The 13,821-nt window shown below is 74.1% G+C and carries 14 protein-coding genes and 3 tRNA genes; 13 read left to right on the forward strand and 4 right to left on the reverse strand.

The window, feature by feature from the left end; genetic code table 11:
• The first annotated feature begins 51 nt into the window (after positions 1-51).
• A tRNA-Asn gene (locus tag ACIA8Q_RS05805) sits at positions 52-124 on the forward strand.
• A gap of 60 nt (positions 125-184) precedes the next feature.
• Positions 185-257: transfer RNA gene (locus ACIA8Q_RS05810), tRNA-Asn, on the forward strand.
• Positions 258-420: 163 nt separating this feature from the next.
• On the opposite strand, the gene ACIA8Q_RS05815 is transcribed toward ACIA8Q_RS05810, so the two are convergent.
• Together ACIA8Q_RS05815 and ACIA8Q_RS05820 are read right to left on the reverse strand one after the other, a co-directional pair.
• The gene (locus ACIA8Q_RS05815) at positions 421-1,167 is read right to left on the reverse strand and encodes a trypsin-like serine peptidase (RefSeq protein ID WP_396316805.1); all 747 of its coding nucleotides are present in this window, start codon (positions 1,165-1,167) and stop codon (positions 421-423) included.
• Between the two features lie 115 nt (positions 1,168-1,282).
• Positions 1,283-2,146 carry a hypothetical protein gene (locus tag ACIA8Q_RS05820; RefSeq protein ID WP_360210078.1) on the reverse strand — a complete coding sequence of 288 codons (864 nt, stop codon included), beginning with the start codon at positions 2,144-2,146 and terminating at the stop codon, positions 1,283-1,285.
• A 187-nt stretch (positions 2,147-2,333) separates the two neighbouring features.
• On the opposite strand from ACIA8Q_RS05820, the gene ACIA8Q_RS05825 reads away from it, so the two are divergent.
• The 9 genes from ACIA8Q_RS05825 to ACIA8Q_RS05865 all read left to right on the forward strand — a co-directional run bounded on the left by ACIA8Q_RS05825 (position 2,334) and on the right by ACIA8Q_RS05865 (position 9,558).
• A tRNA-Ile gene (locus ACIA8Q_RS05825) sits at positions 2,334-2,407 on the forward strand.
• 357 nt (positions 2,408-2,764) lie between these two features.
• Positions 2,765-3,718: an SPFH domain-containing protein gene (locus tag ACIA8Q_RS05830; protein WP_360210076.1), complete on the forward strand. Its 954-nt coding sequence runs from the start codon at positions 2,765-2,767 to the stop codon at positions 3,716-3,718.
• Positions 3,719-3,731: 13 nt separating this feature from the next.
• Positions 3,732-3,959, forward strand: a complete 228-nt coding sequence (locus tag ACIA8Q_RS05835; protein ID WP_360210075.1) for a hypothetical protein — start codon at positions 3,732-3,734, stop codon at positions 3,957-3,959.
• A gap of 43 nt (positions 3,960-4,002) precedes the next feature.
• Positions 4,003-4,647 carry a GPP34 family phosphoprotein gene (locus ACIA8Q_RS05840; RefSeq protein WP_360210073.1) on the forward strand — a complete coding sequence of 215 codons (645 nt, stop codon included), beginning with the start codon at positions 4,003-4,005 and terminating at the stop codon, positions 4,645-4,647.
• A gap of 315 nt (positions 4,648-4,962) precedes the next feature.
• Positions 4,963-5,865: an ABC transporter ATP-binding protein gene (locus ACIA8Q_RS05845; RefSeq protein WP_360210071.1), complete on the forward strand. Its 903-nt coding sequence runs from the start codon at positions 4,963-4,965 to the stop codon at positions 5,863-5,865.
• Positions 5,866-5,946: 81 nt separating this feature from the next.
• Positions 5,947-6,696 (forward strand): ABC transporter permease, encoded by a 750-nt coding sequence (locus ACIA8Q_RS05850; protein WP_360210069.1) that lies wholly within the window; start codon positions 5,947-5,949, stop codon positions 6,694-6,696.
• Positions 6,687-7,976, forward strand: a complete 1,290-nt coding sequence (locus ACIA8Q_RS05855) for a sensor histidine kinase (RefSeq protein ID WP_396316806.1) — start codon at positions 6,687-6,689, stop codon at positions 7,974-7,976. Before ACIA8Q_RS05850 ends, ACIA8Q_RS05855 begins: the two co-directional genes overlap by 10 nt.
• 4 nt (positions 7,977-7,980) lie before the next feature.
• A complete protein-coding gene (locus ACIA8Q_RS05860; RefSeq protein ID WP_396316807.1) occupies positions 7,981-8,631 on the forward strand; it encodes a response regulator in 651 nt (216 codons plus the stop codon).
• Between the two features lie 9 nt (positions 8,632-8,640).
• Positions 8,641-9,558, forward strand: a complete 918-nt coding sequence (locus ACIA8Q_RS05865) for a pyridoxal-phosphate dependent enzyme (RefSeq protein WP_360210063.1) — start codon at positions 8,641-8,643, stop codon at positions 9,556-9,558.
• 56 nt (positions 9,559-9,614) lie between these two features.
• On the opposite strand, the gene ACIA8Q_RS05870 is transcribed toward ACIA8Q_RS05865, so the two are convergent.
• Positions 9,615-11,219 carry an LCP family protein gene (locus ACIA8Q_RS05870; protein WP_360210061.1) on the reverse strand — a complete coding sequence of 535 codons (1,605 nt, stop codon included), beginning with the start codon at positions 11,217-11,219 and terminating at the stop codon, positions 9,615-9,617.
• Positions 11,220-11,340: 121 nt separating this feature from the next.
• Entirely contained in the window at positions 11,341-11,805 is a 465-nt protein-coding gene (locus ACIA8Q_RS05875; RefSeq protein ID WP_360210059.1) for a MarR family transcriptional regulator, read from the reverse strand.
• A 100-nt stretch (positions 11,806-11,905) separates the two neighbouring features.
• On the opposite strand from ACIA8Q_RS05875, the gene ACIA8Q_RS05880 reads away from it, so the two are divergent.
• Together ACIA8Q_RS05880 and ACIA8Q_RS05885 are read left to right on the forward strand one after the other, a co-directional pair.
• On the forward strand, positions 11,906-12,931 hold the full coding sequence (locus ACIA8Q_RS05880) for an NADP-dependent oxidoreductase (protein WP_360210057.1): 1,026 nt from the start codon (positions 11,906-11,908) through the stop codon (positions 12,929-12,931).
• 352 nt (positions 12,932-13,283) lie between these two features.
• Positions 13,284-13,778, forward strand: coding sequence for a DUF3145 domain-containing protein (locus ACIA8Q_RS05885; RefSeq protein WP_360210055.1), 495 nt, complete (start codon positions 13,284-13,286; stop codon positions 13,776-13,778).
• Positions 13,779-13,821 lie beyond the last annotated feature (43 nt).

Below are 13,821 nucleotides of genomic sequence, written 5' to 3' on the forward strand. Positions count from 1 at the left end.
GCAGCGAGCGCCGCGGAGCCCGGGGAAACCGGGGGCCGGGGCGGGAGCCGATCCCCCATAGCTCAATTGGCAGAGCAGCCGACTGTTAATCGGCAGGTTATTGGTTCGAGTCCAATTGGGGGAGCTCAGGAGAGGCCTGGTGAGGGCCCTCCTCCTGTGCGTGGTGCGCGGTTGGGCACCACGATCCCGCATAGCTCAATTGGCAGAGCAGCCGGCTGTTAACCGGCAGGTTTTTGGTTCGAGTCCAAATGCGGGAGCTTCACCGGCTCCGCCCGGTGACTGCTCAGAGCGAAGGCCCCTCGGACGACCGGGGGGCCTTCGTGTTGTCCTGGCTCGGCTCCGCCCGGTGTTGCCTTCGTCACTCCGTGGCGTTCGGGGGGCCGGGGGTGCCCGGCCCCCCGGCCGGGGCGCCCCGGTGGCTCAGGTGGTCGCCTGCTGGTAGAGCGTGGCGACGCGCTGGTCGAAGGTGACGCTGTACGAGGTGCCGTCGGTCTCCCCGCCCTCCTGGTAGCCGCCGATCACGCCGATGACCGAGCCGCCGGTGGTCACCCAGGGGCTGCCGCTGGTGCCGTCGGTGTAGCCGCCGCAGTCGAAGCGCTCCTGGGTCGGGCTCTGCGAGCGGGTCGTGACGGTGCAGGTGATCGGTTCGTCGCTCTGGTTCGGGTAGCCGGTCACCGAGACGGACTGGCCGAAGCCCTGGCCGGTGGCGATCGGGTTGCCGCCGACCGCGTCCTCGACCTGCCGGTCGTCGACCGGGCTCACGGAGACGAAGGCCACGTCGTACTCGGGGTCCTCGTCGGAGACCCAGCGCGGGTCGACGGTGATCCGCTGGACGGGCCAACTCCCGTAGGGGGAGTAGCCGTTGCGGTACCCGGGGGTGAACACCAGGCCGTCCAGCAGGCCGATCCGGCGGCTCTGCACGCAGTGCGCCGCGGTGACCAGCAGATTGTGCTTCGGGCTGCGCACGACGCTCGCGGTGCAGGCCCGGGGGCCCTGCGCGGTGTGGATCGAGAGGGTGCCGATGCGGTCGCGCGCGGCGTTCTGCTGCGCGACCTCGGCGGTGGGCGCCCGGTCCTGTCCGCCGCACGCGGTGCCGGCCGCGACCAGCAGGGCCGCCAGCGCGACCGTCCGTGCCGCGTGCGCGGGCCGTATCGGGCGGGGGGCCATCGGGGCTCCGTCTCCTCGGGGGCGGGTGCCGGGCTCGTGCGTTCCGCCGTTCGAGAGGAAGATCTACCAGGCCGTGCCCGGCGGCGCCACCGCCGCCGGGGCGGGTGCCGTCCGGCTACCCGGTCGCGCGGTCGTAGAGGGCCTGGACGCGGTCGCCGAAGTAGCTGCTGTACGAGGTGTCCGGGGTGTCCCCGCCCTCCTGGTAGCCGCCGATGACGCCGACCACGGTGCCGGTCCTGGTGTTCGGGTCGAAGTCGGTCACCCAGGGGCTGCCGCTGGTGCCGCCGGTGTAGTCCGGGCAGTCGATCCGCAGCTGCGTGGGGCTCTGTTCGGTGGTCGTGTTGGAGCAGGTGATCGGGACGTCGCTGGTGCCGGGGTAGCCGGTGACCTTCACGGGCAGCCGGTAGCCGCGGTTGACGCCCAGGGTGTTGGCGCCGAGCACCTGCTGCACCTGCTTCCCGTTCTGGGCCTGGACGACCGCGAAGGCGACGTCCACGTCCGGGTCGGCGTGGTCCTTCCAGCCGTCGTCGACGGCGACGGACAGCAGGGGCCAGACGCCGCTGGGGGTGTCGCCGTCCCGGTAGCCGGGGACGAAGACGAGGTCGCTGCGCTGTCCGAGGTCGAGGTCCCAGACGCAGTGCGCGGCGGTGACGATGAGGTTGAGGCCTGCGCTGTCGACGACGCTGGCGGTGCAGAAGTGGTCGCCGTCCGCGTTGCGGGTGAAGACGGCGCCGACCAGGCCGTTGAGCACGGTGGGCTTCGCGGTGCGGGTGACGCCGGTGCGTCTGGCGACCGCGCCGCGCAGCCGCTGCCGGCTCCAGCCGTGGCTGCTGACGGCGGCGGCCGGTCCCGAGGTCGCGGCCGGCGCCGAGGTGACCGTGGGCGTGCCGCCGCCCGGTCCGGCGGAGGTCGTGCACCCGGCCGCCAGCAGTACCGCCACGAGCGCCCCGGCCGTCGCTCCCGTCCCACGCACCGTCATCCGTCCAGGCTGCCCGCGCGGGCGCCCGGACGCCAGCCGGACTGCACGGTCCGAAGAGGCGCACACCCGTGCGCACCCGTGTGCGCCCCCGGCGCGCACCACGGGTGATCGACCGGCTATGCTGCCCGGGACGGCCTTTCGGGGCCGTCTGCTGCTGCCGTGGCCGATGTCCGGCGCGCGGCGAACCGGGGCGGTAGCTCAGCCGGTTAGAGCAGGGGACTCATAATCCCTTGGTCGTGGGTTCGAGTCCCACCCGCCCCACTCCGAGACGCATGCCGTGAACCGTCCGCGGGCCGGCCCCGGGCCGGGGCTCCGCCCGTCCGTGACGACGGAAGTCTAGAGCGCGGCCGCCTTCTCCTCCGGTGCGGCGCGCCGGAATTCACCCGCCCGTGGGCATCGCCCGGGCCTCCCGCGACACCCTGCCGGCCACCGCCCGGAGCCTTCCGCGCCTCGGCTCCGTGCCGCGTGCTCCCGTCGTCTCCTCCCGTCGCCGTTCCGCTGCCGTCGGACCGTTCCGCCCCGTTCGCTCCGTCCCGTCGGACCCCTGGCGCCGTCCGCGAAAAAAGTGATATCACTTTGACAGCTGAAGCGGATGAACGCGCTCGAGGAGCTGCTCTGATGGCCACACCCAGTCCTGCCGTCGACGTCGAAGACGCCCCCGTCCTCGACCTCCCGGCCCCCAAGATCACCGAACGGGCCCTCACCGGCGCCGCGGGCCTGCCGGTGCTCGGCGGCGCGCTGCTCGGACTGCTCGCCGGGCTCGCCTCCGTCATCGCCGGTGGCGTCCAACTGTCCGGCGGGAACAAGGGGTTGGGTGCCACCCTGGTGGTCCTCGGGCCGCTGGTGCTGCTGACCTCGCTGGTGCTGATGTGCGGGCTGACGGTCGTCTCCCCGGGCGAGGCCCGGGTGGTCCAGCTGCTCGGCCGCTACCGCGGCACCATCCGCGCCGAGGGCCTGACCTGGCTGAACCCCTTCACCAGCCGCCGCCGGATCTCCACCCGGATCCGCAACCACGAGACCGAGACCGCCAAGGTCAACGACGCCGACGGCAACCCGATCGAGATGGCCGCCGTGGTGGTCTGGCAGGTCGAGGACACCGCCAAGGCCGTGTTCGAGGTGGACGACTACACCGACTTCGTCGCCATCCAGACCGAGACCGCGGTGCGGCACATCGCCAGCAGCTACCCGTACGACGCCCACCACGAGGGCCAGTTGTCGCTGCGCGACGGCGCGGAGGAGATCACCCGGATGCTCTCCGCCGAGATCGCCGCCCGGGTCGTCTCGGCCGGTGTGCGGGTCGTCGAGTCCCGGATCACCCGGCTCGCCTACGCCCCCGAGGTCGCCCAGGTGATGCTCCAGCGGCAGCAGGCCGGGGCCGTGGTCGCGGCTCGTCGGCTGATCGTCGAGGGCGCCGTCGGTATGGTCGAGGAGGCGTTGGACCGGCTCGCCGAGAACGACGTCGTCGAGCTCGACGAGGAGCGCAAGGCCGCCATGGTGAGCAACCTCCTGGTCGTGCTCTGCGGCGACCGGGGCGCCCAGCCCGTCGTGAACACGGGCTCCCTCTACCAGTAAGGAGCGGCGCGCGTTGGCGACGGAGCGGAAGAAGATCCTGCTGCGGCTGGACCCTGCGGTCCACGACGCGCTGGCCCGGTGGGCCGCCGACGAACTGCGCAGCGCCAACGCGCAGATCGAGTTCCTGCTCCGTCGGGCCCTCACCGACGCGGGCCGGATGCCCGGCGGCGCGGCCCGGCTTCCCCGGCGCGGCCGACCGCCCAAGGAGAGCCCGGAACCCGGCGGGTCCGACGCCGACTGACCGGGCGGTCCCACCGACACCGTCCACCTGCTTGGAGTCCACCATGGACGTGCCCACCACCCTGCCGGAGAAGCTGTACCTGCTCGCCTACCGCCCGGACCGCGAGCGGCTCACCGCCACCGCCACGCTCGACCTCGTGATGCGGGCGGCCGCGCTCGCCGAACTCCTGCGGCGCGGCCTGGTCCGCGACGACGGCCGGCACCCCGCCGCCGTGGACGGCGCCCGGGCCGACGGCCTCGACCCGCTCTCCGTGGCACTGCTGGAACAGCTCCGGCAGGGGCGCCGGCGCAGCTGGCAGAGCTGGGTCGGCCGCGGCCAGGGCCCGACCTCCCGTGCCGCCCGGGTGGTCCGGGACGGCCTGGCGGCGAGCGGACGGATCCGGGTCGAGGAGCGCCGGGTGCTCGGGATCTTCCCGTGCTCCCGGGTCACCCTGCCGGAGCCCCGGCTGCGCAAGTCGCTGGCGGCGTCGGTCGGTTCCGCGCTGAGGGGCCCGCTCAGCCGGGTCGACCCGGCGGACGCCGCGCTGGTCGCCCTGATCGACGCCGCCCGGCTGGGTTCGGCCCTGACCTGGCGCCAGAGCCGTGAGTTCCGCGGCCGGATCGACAAGCTGGCCCCGGCCGCCGGGCCCGTCCCGCGCGCCCTGCGCCGGGCCGTCAACGCCACGCACGCCGACGGCGGGGCGGGCTGACCGGCCCGGCCCCGGCACGATCCACCGCCCCCGGCCCGGCTCCGCCCGGCCCGATCCACTACCCCGCCCGGCTCCCGCCCGGCCCCGCACGACCCGCAGCCCGGTCGCCGACAGCACGGCGGCCGGGCCGCGCGCCGTTCCGGGCCCCAGCCCCGGCCCCGGCCCCATCCACCGATCGGTTGATCCCCCCTCCACCGCGGCCGCCGACCGCTCTGACCGTCCGGTCGATCCGCCGCAGGGGCCCCGCGCGGGAGGCTCGTAGCAGGCCGGGGAACACGGCCGGAGCGAGCAGGACGAGCGGGAGGGAGCGGCGCGATGGCCGTGATCGAGGTGGCGGGGCTGCGCAAGGCCTACGGGCGGCGGCAGGTGCTGGAGGACGTCTCCTTCAGCGTGGAACGCGGCGAGGTGTTCGGCCTGCTGGGGCCCAACGGCGCGGGCAAGACCACCGCCGTGGAGTGCTGCGAGGGCCTGCGCCGGGCCGACGCCGGGACGGTCCGGGTCCTCGGACTGGACCCGGTGCGGGACGCCCACCGGCTGCGGCCGCGGATCGGCGTCCAGCTCCAACAGGCCCAGCTGCAGGGCGGGTTGCGGGTCGCCGAGGCACTGGAGCTGTACGCCGCGCTCTACCCCAGCCCCCGGGACTGGCGGGAGCTGCTGGACGAGTGGGGGCTCGCCGACCAGCGCCGGACGCCCTTCGACAAGCTCTCCGGCGGCCAGCGGCAGCGGCTGTTCATCGCCCTCGCGCTGATCGGCAACCCCGAGGTGGCGTTCCTGGACGAGCTGACCACGGCACTCGACCCGCAGGGCCGCCGCGACACCTGGGAGCTGGTCCGCCGGATCCGCGACAACGGGGTGACGGTGGTGCTGGTCTCGCACTTCATGGACGAGGTCGAGGCGCTGTGCGACCGCGCGGCCGTGCTCGACGGCGGACGGATCGTCGCCACCGGAACCCCCGCCGAGCTGGTCGCCCGCTCCGGCGCCGGCGGCACCCTCGGCTTCCGCCCCACCGCGCCGCTGGACCCGGCCCGACTGGCGGCGTTGCCCGGGGTCACCTCGGTGCGCGAGCGGGACGGCCGGATCGAGGTCTCCGGGGTCGGGGACTTCGCCGACCAGGTCACCGGGCTGCTGGCCCGCGAGGGGATCGTCGTCACCGGGCTGCGGATCCGCGAGCACGGCCTGGACGAGGCCTACCTCGCGCTCACCCGGCACGACTCCTGACCAGTCCGGGCTCCTGACCAGCCGCCACCCGACCAGCCGCCACCCGACCAGCCGCCACCCGACCCGAGGGGACCCACCACCGTGAACCACACCGTCCACGCCGTACGCCGCCTGGCCGTCGCCGAGACCCGGCTCTTCCTGCGCGACCCGCTGACCGCCTTCTTCGGCCTGCTCTTCCCGGTCGTCCTGCTGGGCGTCCTCGGCTCGATCCCGTCCATGCGCAAGGCCTCGCCGGACATGCACGGGATGAGCACCATCCAGCTGTACGCGCCGATCCTGGCCGTGTTCAGCCTGATGCTGCTCGGCCTCAACGCCCTGCCCTCGCTGCTCGCCGCCTACCGCGAACGCGGCGTGCTGCGCCGGATGTCCGCCAGCCCGGTGCGCCCGGCACTGCTGTTCGGGGCGCTGCTGCCGCTCTACCTGGGCATCGCCACCGTCGCACTGCTGCTGGTGATGGCGGTCGGGCCGGTCCTCGGGGTGGCGCTGCCGCGCCAGCCGCTGGGGTTCGTGCTGGCCTTCCTGCTCGCCGCCGCCGCGATGCTCTCGGTCGGCCTGCTGCTCGCCTCGGTCGTCCCCTCGGCGAAGGCCGGCAACGCGGTCGGCGCGCTGGCCTTCTTCCCGATGATGTTCTTCTCCGGGATCTGGCTGCCCCGCGAGTTCGCGCCCGCCGTGGTCAACCGGATCGGCGACTTCACCCCCAGCGGGGCCGCGGTGCAGGCCCTGCAGGACTCCTGGGCCGGCCACTTCCCGCACGCCGTGGGCCTGCTCACACTCGCGGCGTACGCCCTGCTCGCGGGCGCCGCGGCTGCCAGGCTGTTCCGGTGGGAGTGATCAAGACCGACCCGGTGGACGAGAGTGCGCTCGGCGCCTGGCAGGAGCGGCTGGACCGCGCTGCCGGGCTGCTCGGCTACGTGGGACTGCTGATCGCCACCACCCTCGTCCTGCTGGTCCCGGTGCCGACCGCGCGGTCCGTCCGGGTCACCCTGCCGGTCGCGCTCCTCGCCCTGCTCTGGCTGCTGCTGCGCTCGGCCCTGGACCGCACCCCCCGCCCGTACGGCCGGGCGCGCCACGCCGGCGCCCACTTCGTCGGGCTGCTGGCGGTGACCACCGTCCTGGTGCTGGACAACCCGATCTACGGCTTCTTCGCCTTCAGCTCCTACCTGCACGCCGCGCAGTACCTGCACGGACGGGCCCGGGTGGTGGGCACGGCGGTGGCCGCCGTCCCCACCACGCTCGCCCAGACCGGCGGGGTGCTGCCGACGACCCCGGGGCAGGTCGGCGGGTTCCTGACCGTCCTGGCCTTCAACCTGGCGGTCGTCGGGGTGCTCCTCGCGCTCAGCGAGGTCGCCGACCGGCTGAGCCGCCACCGCAAGCAGGCCAACGCCGAACTCGCCGAGGCCAACCGGCGGCTGACCGAGATGCTCGCCGAGAACGCCGGACTGCACGCCCAGCTGCTGGTCCAGGCCCGTGAGGCCGGGGCCGCCGACGAGCGCCGCCGCTTCGCCCAGGAGATGCACGACACCGTGGCCCAGGGCCTGGCCGGCATCGTCACCCAGCTCCAGGCCGCCGACCAGGCGCGGCAGGCGAGCGCGGCGGACGCCGACCGGCACCTGGCCAACGCGGTGGCCCTCGCCCGGGAGAGCCTCACCCAGGCCCGCCGGGCCGTCCACGCGCTGCGCCCGCTCGAACTGGAGCGGGCCGCCCTGCCGGAGGCGCTCGCCGAACTGGTCGAGCAGTGGCGGGAGCGCAACAGCGCCACCGCCGCGCTGACCGTCACCGGCGAGGCCCGCCCGCTGCACCCCGAGGTCGAGGTGACCCTGCTGCGGATCGCCCAGGAGTCGCTGGCCAACGCCGCCAAGTACGCGCGGGCCTCGCGGGTCGGGCTGACCCTCTCCTACATGCCCGGGCTGGTGACCCTGGACGTCCGGGACGACGGCGTCGGCTTCGACCCGGCGGCCGAGCCGCCCTCCCGGGCCACCGGCGGCGGCTACGGGCTGGACGTGATGCGCCGCCGGGTGCAGCGGCTGGCCGGGCGGCTGGACCTGGAGACCGAACCCGGCGCCGGGACGACGGTGTCCGCGACCCTGCCGGCGATCAGTGTGGAGGAGTAGGACCGTGAGCGACGAGACGACGATCAGACTGCTGCTGGTGGACGACCACCCGGTGGTCCGGGACGGGCTGCGCGGCATGTTCACCGCCGCCCCCGGCTTCGAGGTGGTCGGCGAGGCCGGCGACGGCGCCGAGGCGCTGGTGCTGGTCGCCGCACTGCGGCCCGACGTGGTGCTGATGGACCTGCGGATGCCGCGGATGGACGGCGTCACCGCGATCCGCGAGATGGCCGAACGCGGCCTGCCCGGGCGGGTCCTGGTGCTCACCACCTACGACACCGACGCCGACGTGCTCCCGGCCGTCCGGGCCGGCGCCACCGGCTACCTGCTGAAGGACGCCGCCCGGGAGGACCTCTTCCACGCCGTCCGGGAGGCCGCCCGCGGCGCCTCGGTGATCGCGCCGACCGTCGCCGCCAAGCTGCTCGGCCAGGTCCGCGCGCCGGTCCAGGAGGCGCTCAGCCCGCGCGAGCTGGAGGTGCTGGAGCTGGTCGCCGCCGGATCCACCAACCGGGAGGCGGCGGCCCGGCTGTTCATCAGCGAGGCCACCGTGAAGACCCACCTGATCCACGTCTACGCCAAGCTCGACGTCAAGGACCGCGCCTCGGCCGTCGCCGCCGCCTACAACCTGGGCCTGCTCACCCCGACCCGCCGCCCGTAAGCTGGCCTGATGCTCGAACCCGCCCTGCTGCCGACCCCGCTGGTGGACTGCACCGACGAGGCGCTCGCCCGGGCCGGGGTGGAGCTGCGCCTCAAGCGGGACGACCTGCTGCACCCCGCCGTCCCGGGCAACAAGTGGCGCAAGCTGGCGCCCAACCTGACGGCCGCCGTGGAGCAGGGCCACACCCGGCTGCTGACCTTCGGCGGGGCGTACTCCACCCATCTGAGGGCGGTCGCGGCGGCGGCCGCGGCGCTCGGGCTGGAGAGCGTCGGGCTGGTCCGCGGCGAGGAGCTGGCCGACCGGCCGCGCAACTGGTCGCTGCGGGCGGCCGAGCGGGACGGCATGCGGCTGGAGTTCCTCACCCGCACCGAGTACCGGGAGGCCACCGGCCGGGCGGCGGCCGGCGACGGCGGTGCCGCGGCCGGGCCGCAGTGGCGCTGGGGCCCCGGCCTGGTGCTCCCGGAGGGCGGCTCCAACGCCCTCGCGGTGACGGGCGCGGCGGCGATCCCGGCCGAACTGCCCGACCTCGGCGAGCGCGACGTGGTCTGCTGCCCGGTCGGCACCGGCGGCACCCTGGCCGGCGTCGCGGCCGGTCTGCCGCCGGGCGCCCGGGCCCTCGGGGTGGCCGTGCTGCGCGGCGGCGAGGGCTACCTGGAGGCCGAGGTCACCCGGCTGCACCGGGCCGCCCGCGGCCGGGAGTTCGACAACTGGCGGATCGACCACGGGCACCACGGCGGCGGCTACGGCAAGGTCCCGGCCGAACTGGAGGCCTTCGCCCGGCGGTTCGAGCGCCGGCACGGCGTGCCGCTGGAGCGCCGCTACGTGGCCAAGCTGCTGGCGGCGCTGGCCGGGCTGGCCGCCGCCGGCGCCTTCCCCCGGGGCACCCGGCTGACGGCCGTGGTCACCGGGGTGCCGGACCCGGTCTGACCGGGCCCGAGCCGAACCGGCCCGCCACCCGGCCGCGGGGTCCACGGCCGGTGCCGTCAGCCGAAGGTGAGGTCCGCGCAGGGGTCGGTGTCGGCGCCGCGGGAGTTCTCCGCTATGCCGGTGGGGACCCCACCGGGCGTGCCGCCGGGCGAGCCGCTCGCGGTGGCGCCCGGGGTGGCGCCCGGTGATCCGCTCGCGGTGGCGCCCGGGGAGGGGCTCGGCGAGCCGCCCGCGGCGTCCGTCGCCGGGGCCGGGTCGGCGCCCACCGAGTCCAGCCCGGTCGAGGGCACCGGCCGGTAGTCCCGGCCCAGGGTGACGGTGATCGCCTCGGAGCCCGGGTCCTCGACGGTGCGCGAGCCCGGGAAGAGCGCGGCCACCTGGTCGGCGGCGGCCTTGAGGGCGGGGTCGTAGGCGATCTCGGTCTGCAGCCGGCCGCCGGTGGGCTTGCCGGGGGCGACGTTCTTGAAGCCCCTGGCCCGCAGCGCCTCGGCGCCGGAGGTGGACAGTCCGGAGGTGCCGACGCCGTTGACCACGACCACCGGTGCGGCGGCCTGCTCGGGCGCGAGCGGTCCGCTCGGGGCGGCCGGCGCGGAGGAGCCGTCGGGCCCGGGGACGGTGGGGGAGGGGGCCGGGGTGCCGGTGCCGGCGGTGCCCCGGCCGTCCAGGGTGCGGTCCTCGCGCATCAGCCGCCACAGCGTGTCGGCGTCGGGCTGCACCAGCTGGACGCGGTCGCCGGCGAAGCGCCAGGGCGCGGTCACGAAGGTGATGTCGGAGAGTTTGATGTCCTGCAGCGAGCGGGCGAAGTCCACCAGCTTCATCGCGGTGCCCAGTCCCTCGTCCACGGTGAGCGAGCGGGTGGCCGCGTCCGCCAGCGGGAGCAGGGTGGGCAGCGAGAAGCCCTGGTTCTGGACCTTCCTGATCATGGACGAGACGAAGGCCTGCTGGCGCTTCATCCGCCCGATGTCGGAGTTGTCGCCGAAGCCGTAGCGCGCCCGCAGGTAGTCCACCGCGGGCTGCCCGGAGAGCTTCTGCATGCCCTTCCTGAGGTGGATGCCGTGCGAGTCGACGTCGTTGGGGACGCAGACGTCCACCCCGTTGATGGCCTCGGTCATCGCGGCCGCGCCCTTGAAGTCGACCACGATGGTGTGGTCGATCCGCAGGCCGGTGAGCGTCTCGACGGTGTTCTGGGTGCAGGCCGGGTTTCCCTTGGGGAACTCGCCGACGGTGAAGGCCGAGTTGAACATCTGGTTGGTGCGGGGTGATGTCCACCTGCCGCTCGGCAGCTTGCAGGAGGGCACGGTGACGAGGGTGTCCCGGGGTATGGAGACGCCGACGGCGTGCTTGTGGTCGGCGTAGACGTGCACCACCATCGCGGTGTCGGAGTGGCCGACGCCCTCCTCTCCGCCCCCGATCGCGCTGTTGCCGTCCTCGCGGGTGTCCGAGCCGAGCACCAGGATGTTCACCGGCACCGAGGCGCCGGGGGTGGTCGGGACGGGTGCCGGCGGGCGCTCGGTGGCGACGCCGCCCGCGTCGAAGGTGGTGATGTTGCTGTCCAGCCGGTGGTAGAACCAGGCCCCGGCCCCCACGACGGACAGCACCAGGACGGCCGCCAGGCCGATGGCGGTCCGCACGTAGCGGCGCCTGCGCGTGCTGCTGCCCATCTTCCGCGTGCCCCCCGTCTTTGCGTCTCTCGCGTTCGATGTTCGAACGTTAGACGTTTCGAGGGACGGTTCGGTTACCTCCGAGCGGGGTGCGGATCCCGCGGGGAGCCTGTGATGCTGCTCACGCCCCGGGGCCGGCGGCGCCGGTGAGCATCCGGCGCAGGAGGTCGCGCAGGACGGTCCGCTCGTCGTCGCCGAGGGCGGCCAGCGGCTCCCGGGCGAAGTTCAGCGACTCCCGCAGCTCCTCGGAGGCGGCGGCGCCGGTGCCGGTGGCGGCGACCAGCTTGACCCGGCGGTCCTGCCGGTCGGCCTCGCGGGTGACGAAGCCGCGCGCCTCGAGCCGGTCGACGATGCCGGTGATGTTGGACGGCTCGCAGCTGAGCGTCTGGGCGATCTGGCGCATCGGCATGGGGCCGCGGCGCAGCAGGGCGAGCACCTTGGCCTGGGCGCCGGTGAGCGAGCGGGCGGCGGCCGCCTCCTCGTACTCGCGGTGGAACAGCGCGACCAGGTTGGCCATCAGGTCGACGACCTCGCGGGTGATCTCGTCGGACTGCGGCGCGGCGGACCGGGGCGGCTGGGTGTCCATGCCCCAGAGTCTACCTGAAAAGTTGACAACATGAACCTTTCATGTCCATCGTTACTTCAGTAGCTCAACCTTTCAGGTACCGGAACACAAGGAGCCCCCCATGGCAGAGCAGGCCGCACCCGCCACCGCCCGTGAATGGCACCTCGCCGCCCGCCCGCAGGGCTGGCCGCAGCCGACCGACTTCGCCCTGGTCGAGGCGCCGGTCCGGACCCCGGGCCCGGGCGAGGTCCTGGTCCGCAACCTCTACCTCTCGGTCGACCCGTACATGCGCGGCAGGATGTCGGCGGCCAAGTCCTACGCGGAGCCGTACGCGCTGGGCGAGCCGATGCTGGGCGGCGCGGTCGGCCGGGTCGTCGCCTCGCAGGCGGACGGCTTCGCCGAGGGCGACTACGTGCTGCACTACTACGGCTGGCGCGAGTACGCGACCTTCGCCGCCGCCACCGCCGTCAAGGTGGACCCGGACGCCGCGCCGCTCTCGACGTACCTGGGCGTGCTGGGCATGCCCGGCCTGACCGCCTACGCGGGGCTCACCCGGATCGCCGAGGTCAAGGCCGGCGACGTGGTGTTCGTCTCCGGCGCGGCCGGCGCGGTGGGCGGCATCGTCGGCCAGATCGCCAAGCTGAAGGGCGCGGCGCGGGTGATCGGCTCCGCGGGCTCGGACGACAAGGTCAAGCTCCTCCTGGAGGAGTACGGCTTCGACGCCGCGTTCAACTACAAGAACGGCCCGGTCGCCGAGCAGCTCCGGGCGGCGGCCCCCGACGGCATCGACGTCTACTTCGACAACGTGGGCGGCGAGCACCTGGAGGCGGCCATCGAGGTGATGAACCTGCACGGCCGCATCGCGGTGTGCGGCATGATCTCGCAGTACAACGCCACCGAGCCCACCCCGGCCCCGCGCAACCTCGCACAGATCATCGCCAAGCGCTTCCGCATGGAGGGGCTGCTCGTCGGCGACCACTACGACCTCCAGCCGAGGTTCGTCGAGGAGGTCGCGGCGTGGGTGCGCTCGGGTGAGCTCAAGTACCGCGAGACGGTGACCCAGGGCATCGACAGCACCGTGGACGCCTTCCTCGGCCTGCTCGGCGGCGTCAACACCGGCAAGATGGTGGTCCGCCTGGAGGGCTGACCGGCCGTCAGCTCCTCGAACCGCCCCGCGCGCCCCGGTCGGGCCCGCGGGGCGGTTTGCGTACGGGCGCGGGGGATCCGGCCGCACTACCGCATTCCGGCCGGATCCGAAAGTGCGTCATCCACGGTGCGGGGCGGCGCGGTACGGTGGTCCCGCCCGGCGATGGGGCCGTTCGGGGGAGAGATCCGGCCGAGGGGTAGACCTCATTGGGGATTCGACTAGCATTGAGCGAAAGCCTGTCCGTTTTGCTCAATTTAGTGGCTTAATGTCGGCAAACGTGGGTAACTGTGGATCAACTGCAGGCACGAGGCAGCTGGGGAAGGCGACCCTCGTCCACAGCCTGGAGGTCCCGGTGACGACACGTGGAGTTCTCTACATCCACTCCGCGCCCCGCGCGCTGTGCCCGCACGTCGAGTGGGCCGTCGCGGGAGTGCTCGGTGTGCGGGTGAGCCTGGACTGGATCCGCCAGCCGGCCGCACCCGGACACTGGCGCGCCGAGCTCTCCTGGCAGGGGGAGCCCGGCACGGCCTCGAAGCTCGCCTCCGCACTGCGCGGCTGGCAGCTGATGCGGTACGAGGTCACCAGCGAGCCCTGCGCCACGGCGGAGGGCGAGCGGTACAGCAGCACGCCCTCGCTCGGCATCTTCCACGCCGTCACGGGCATCCACGGCGACATCCTCATCCCCGAGGACCGGCTGCGGGCCGTCCTGCTGCGCTCCCGCAGCGAGGGGGCCGACCTGGAGGCCGAGATCTCCCGGCTGCTGGGCAAGCCCTGGGACGACGAACTGGAGCCCTTCCGCTACGCGGGCGAGGGCGCCCCGGTGCGCTGGCTGCACCAGGTGGTCTGACCCCGGGAACGGCGGAAGGGGCCGGCGCTCTCCGTGAGCGCCG

It is taken from the genome of Kitasatospora sp. NPDC051705 (assembly GCF_044453265.1).
In the GTDB taxonomy this organism is placed as follows: domain Bacteria; phylum Actinomycetota; class Actinomycetes; order Streptomycetales; family Streptomycetaceae; genus Kitasatospora.

Coding starts and splice junctions, on each gene's coding strand:
- ACIA8Q_RS05865 (WP_360210063.1), top strand. CDS start 8,641: ATGCTCGAACCCGCCCTGCTGCCGACCCCGCTGGTGGACTGCACCGAC.
- ACIA8Q_RS05840 (WP_360210073.1), top strand. CDS start 4,003: ATGGACGTGCCCACCACCCTGCCGGAGAAGCTGTACCTGCTCGCCTAC.
- ACIA8Q_RS05830 (WP_360210076.1), top strand. CDS start 2,765: ATGGCCACACCCAGTCCTGCCGTCGACGTCGAAGACGCCCCCGTCCTC.
- ACIA8Q_RS05820 (WP_360210078.1), bottom strand. CDS start 2,146: ATGACGGTGCGTGGGACGGGAGCGACGGCCGGGGCGCTCGTGGCGGTA.
- ACIA8Q_RS05875 (WP_360210059.1), bottom strand. CDS start 11,805: ATGGACACCCAGCCGCCCCGGTCCGCCGCGCCGCAGTCCGACGAGATC.
- ACIA8Q_RS05815 (WP_396316805.1), bottom strand. CDS start 1,167: ATGGCCCCCCGCCCGATACGGCCCGCGCACGCGGCACGGACGGTCGCG.
- ACIA8Q_RS05845 (WP_360210071.1), top strand. CDS start 4,963: ATGGCCGTGATCGAGGTGGCGGGGCTGCGCAAGGCCTACGGGCGGCGG.
- ACIA8Q_RS05870 (WP_360210061.1), bottom strand. CDS start 11,219: ATGGGCAGCAGCACGCGCAGGCGCCGCTACGTGCGGACCGCCATCGGC.
- ACIA8Q_RS05880 (WP_360210057.1), top strand. CDS start 11,906: ATGGCAGAGCAGGCCGCACCCGCCACCGCCCGTGAATGGCACCTCGCC.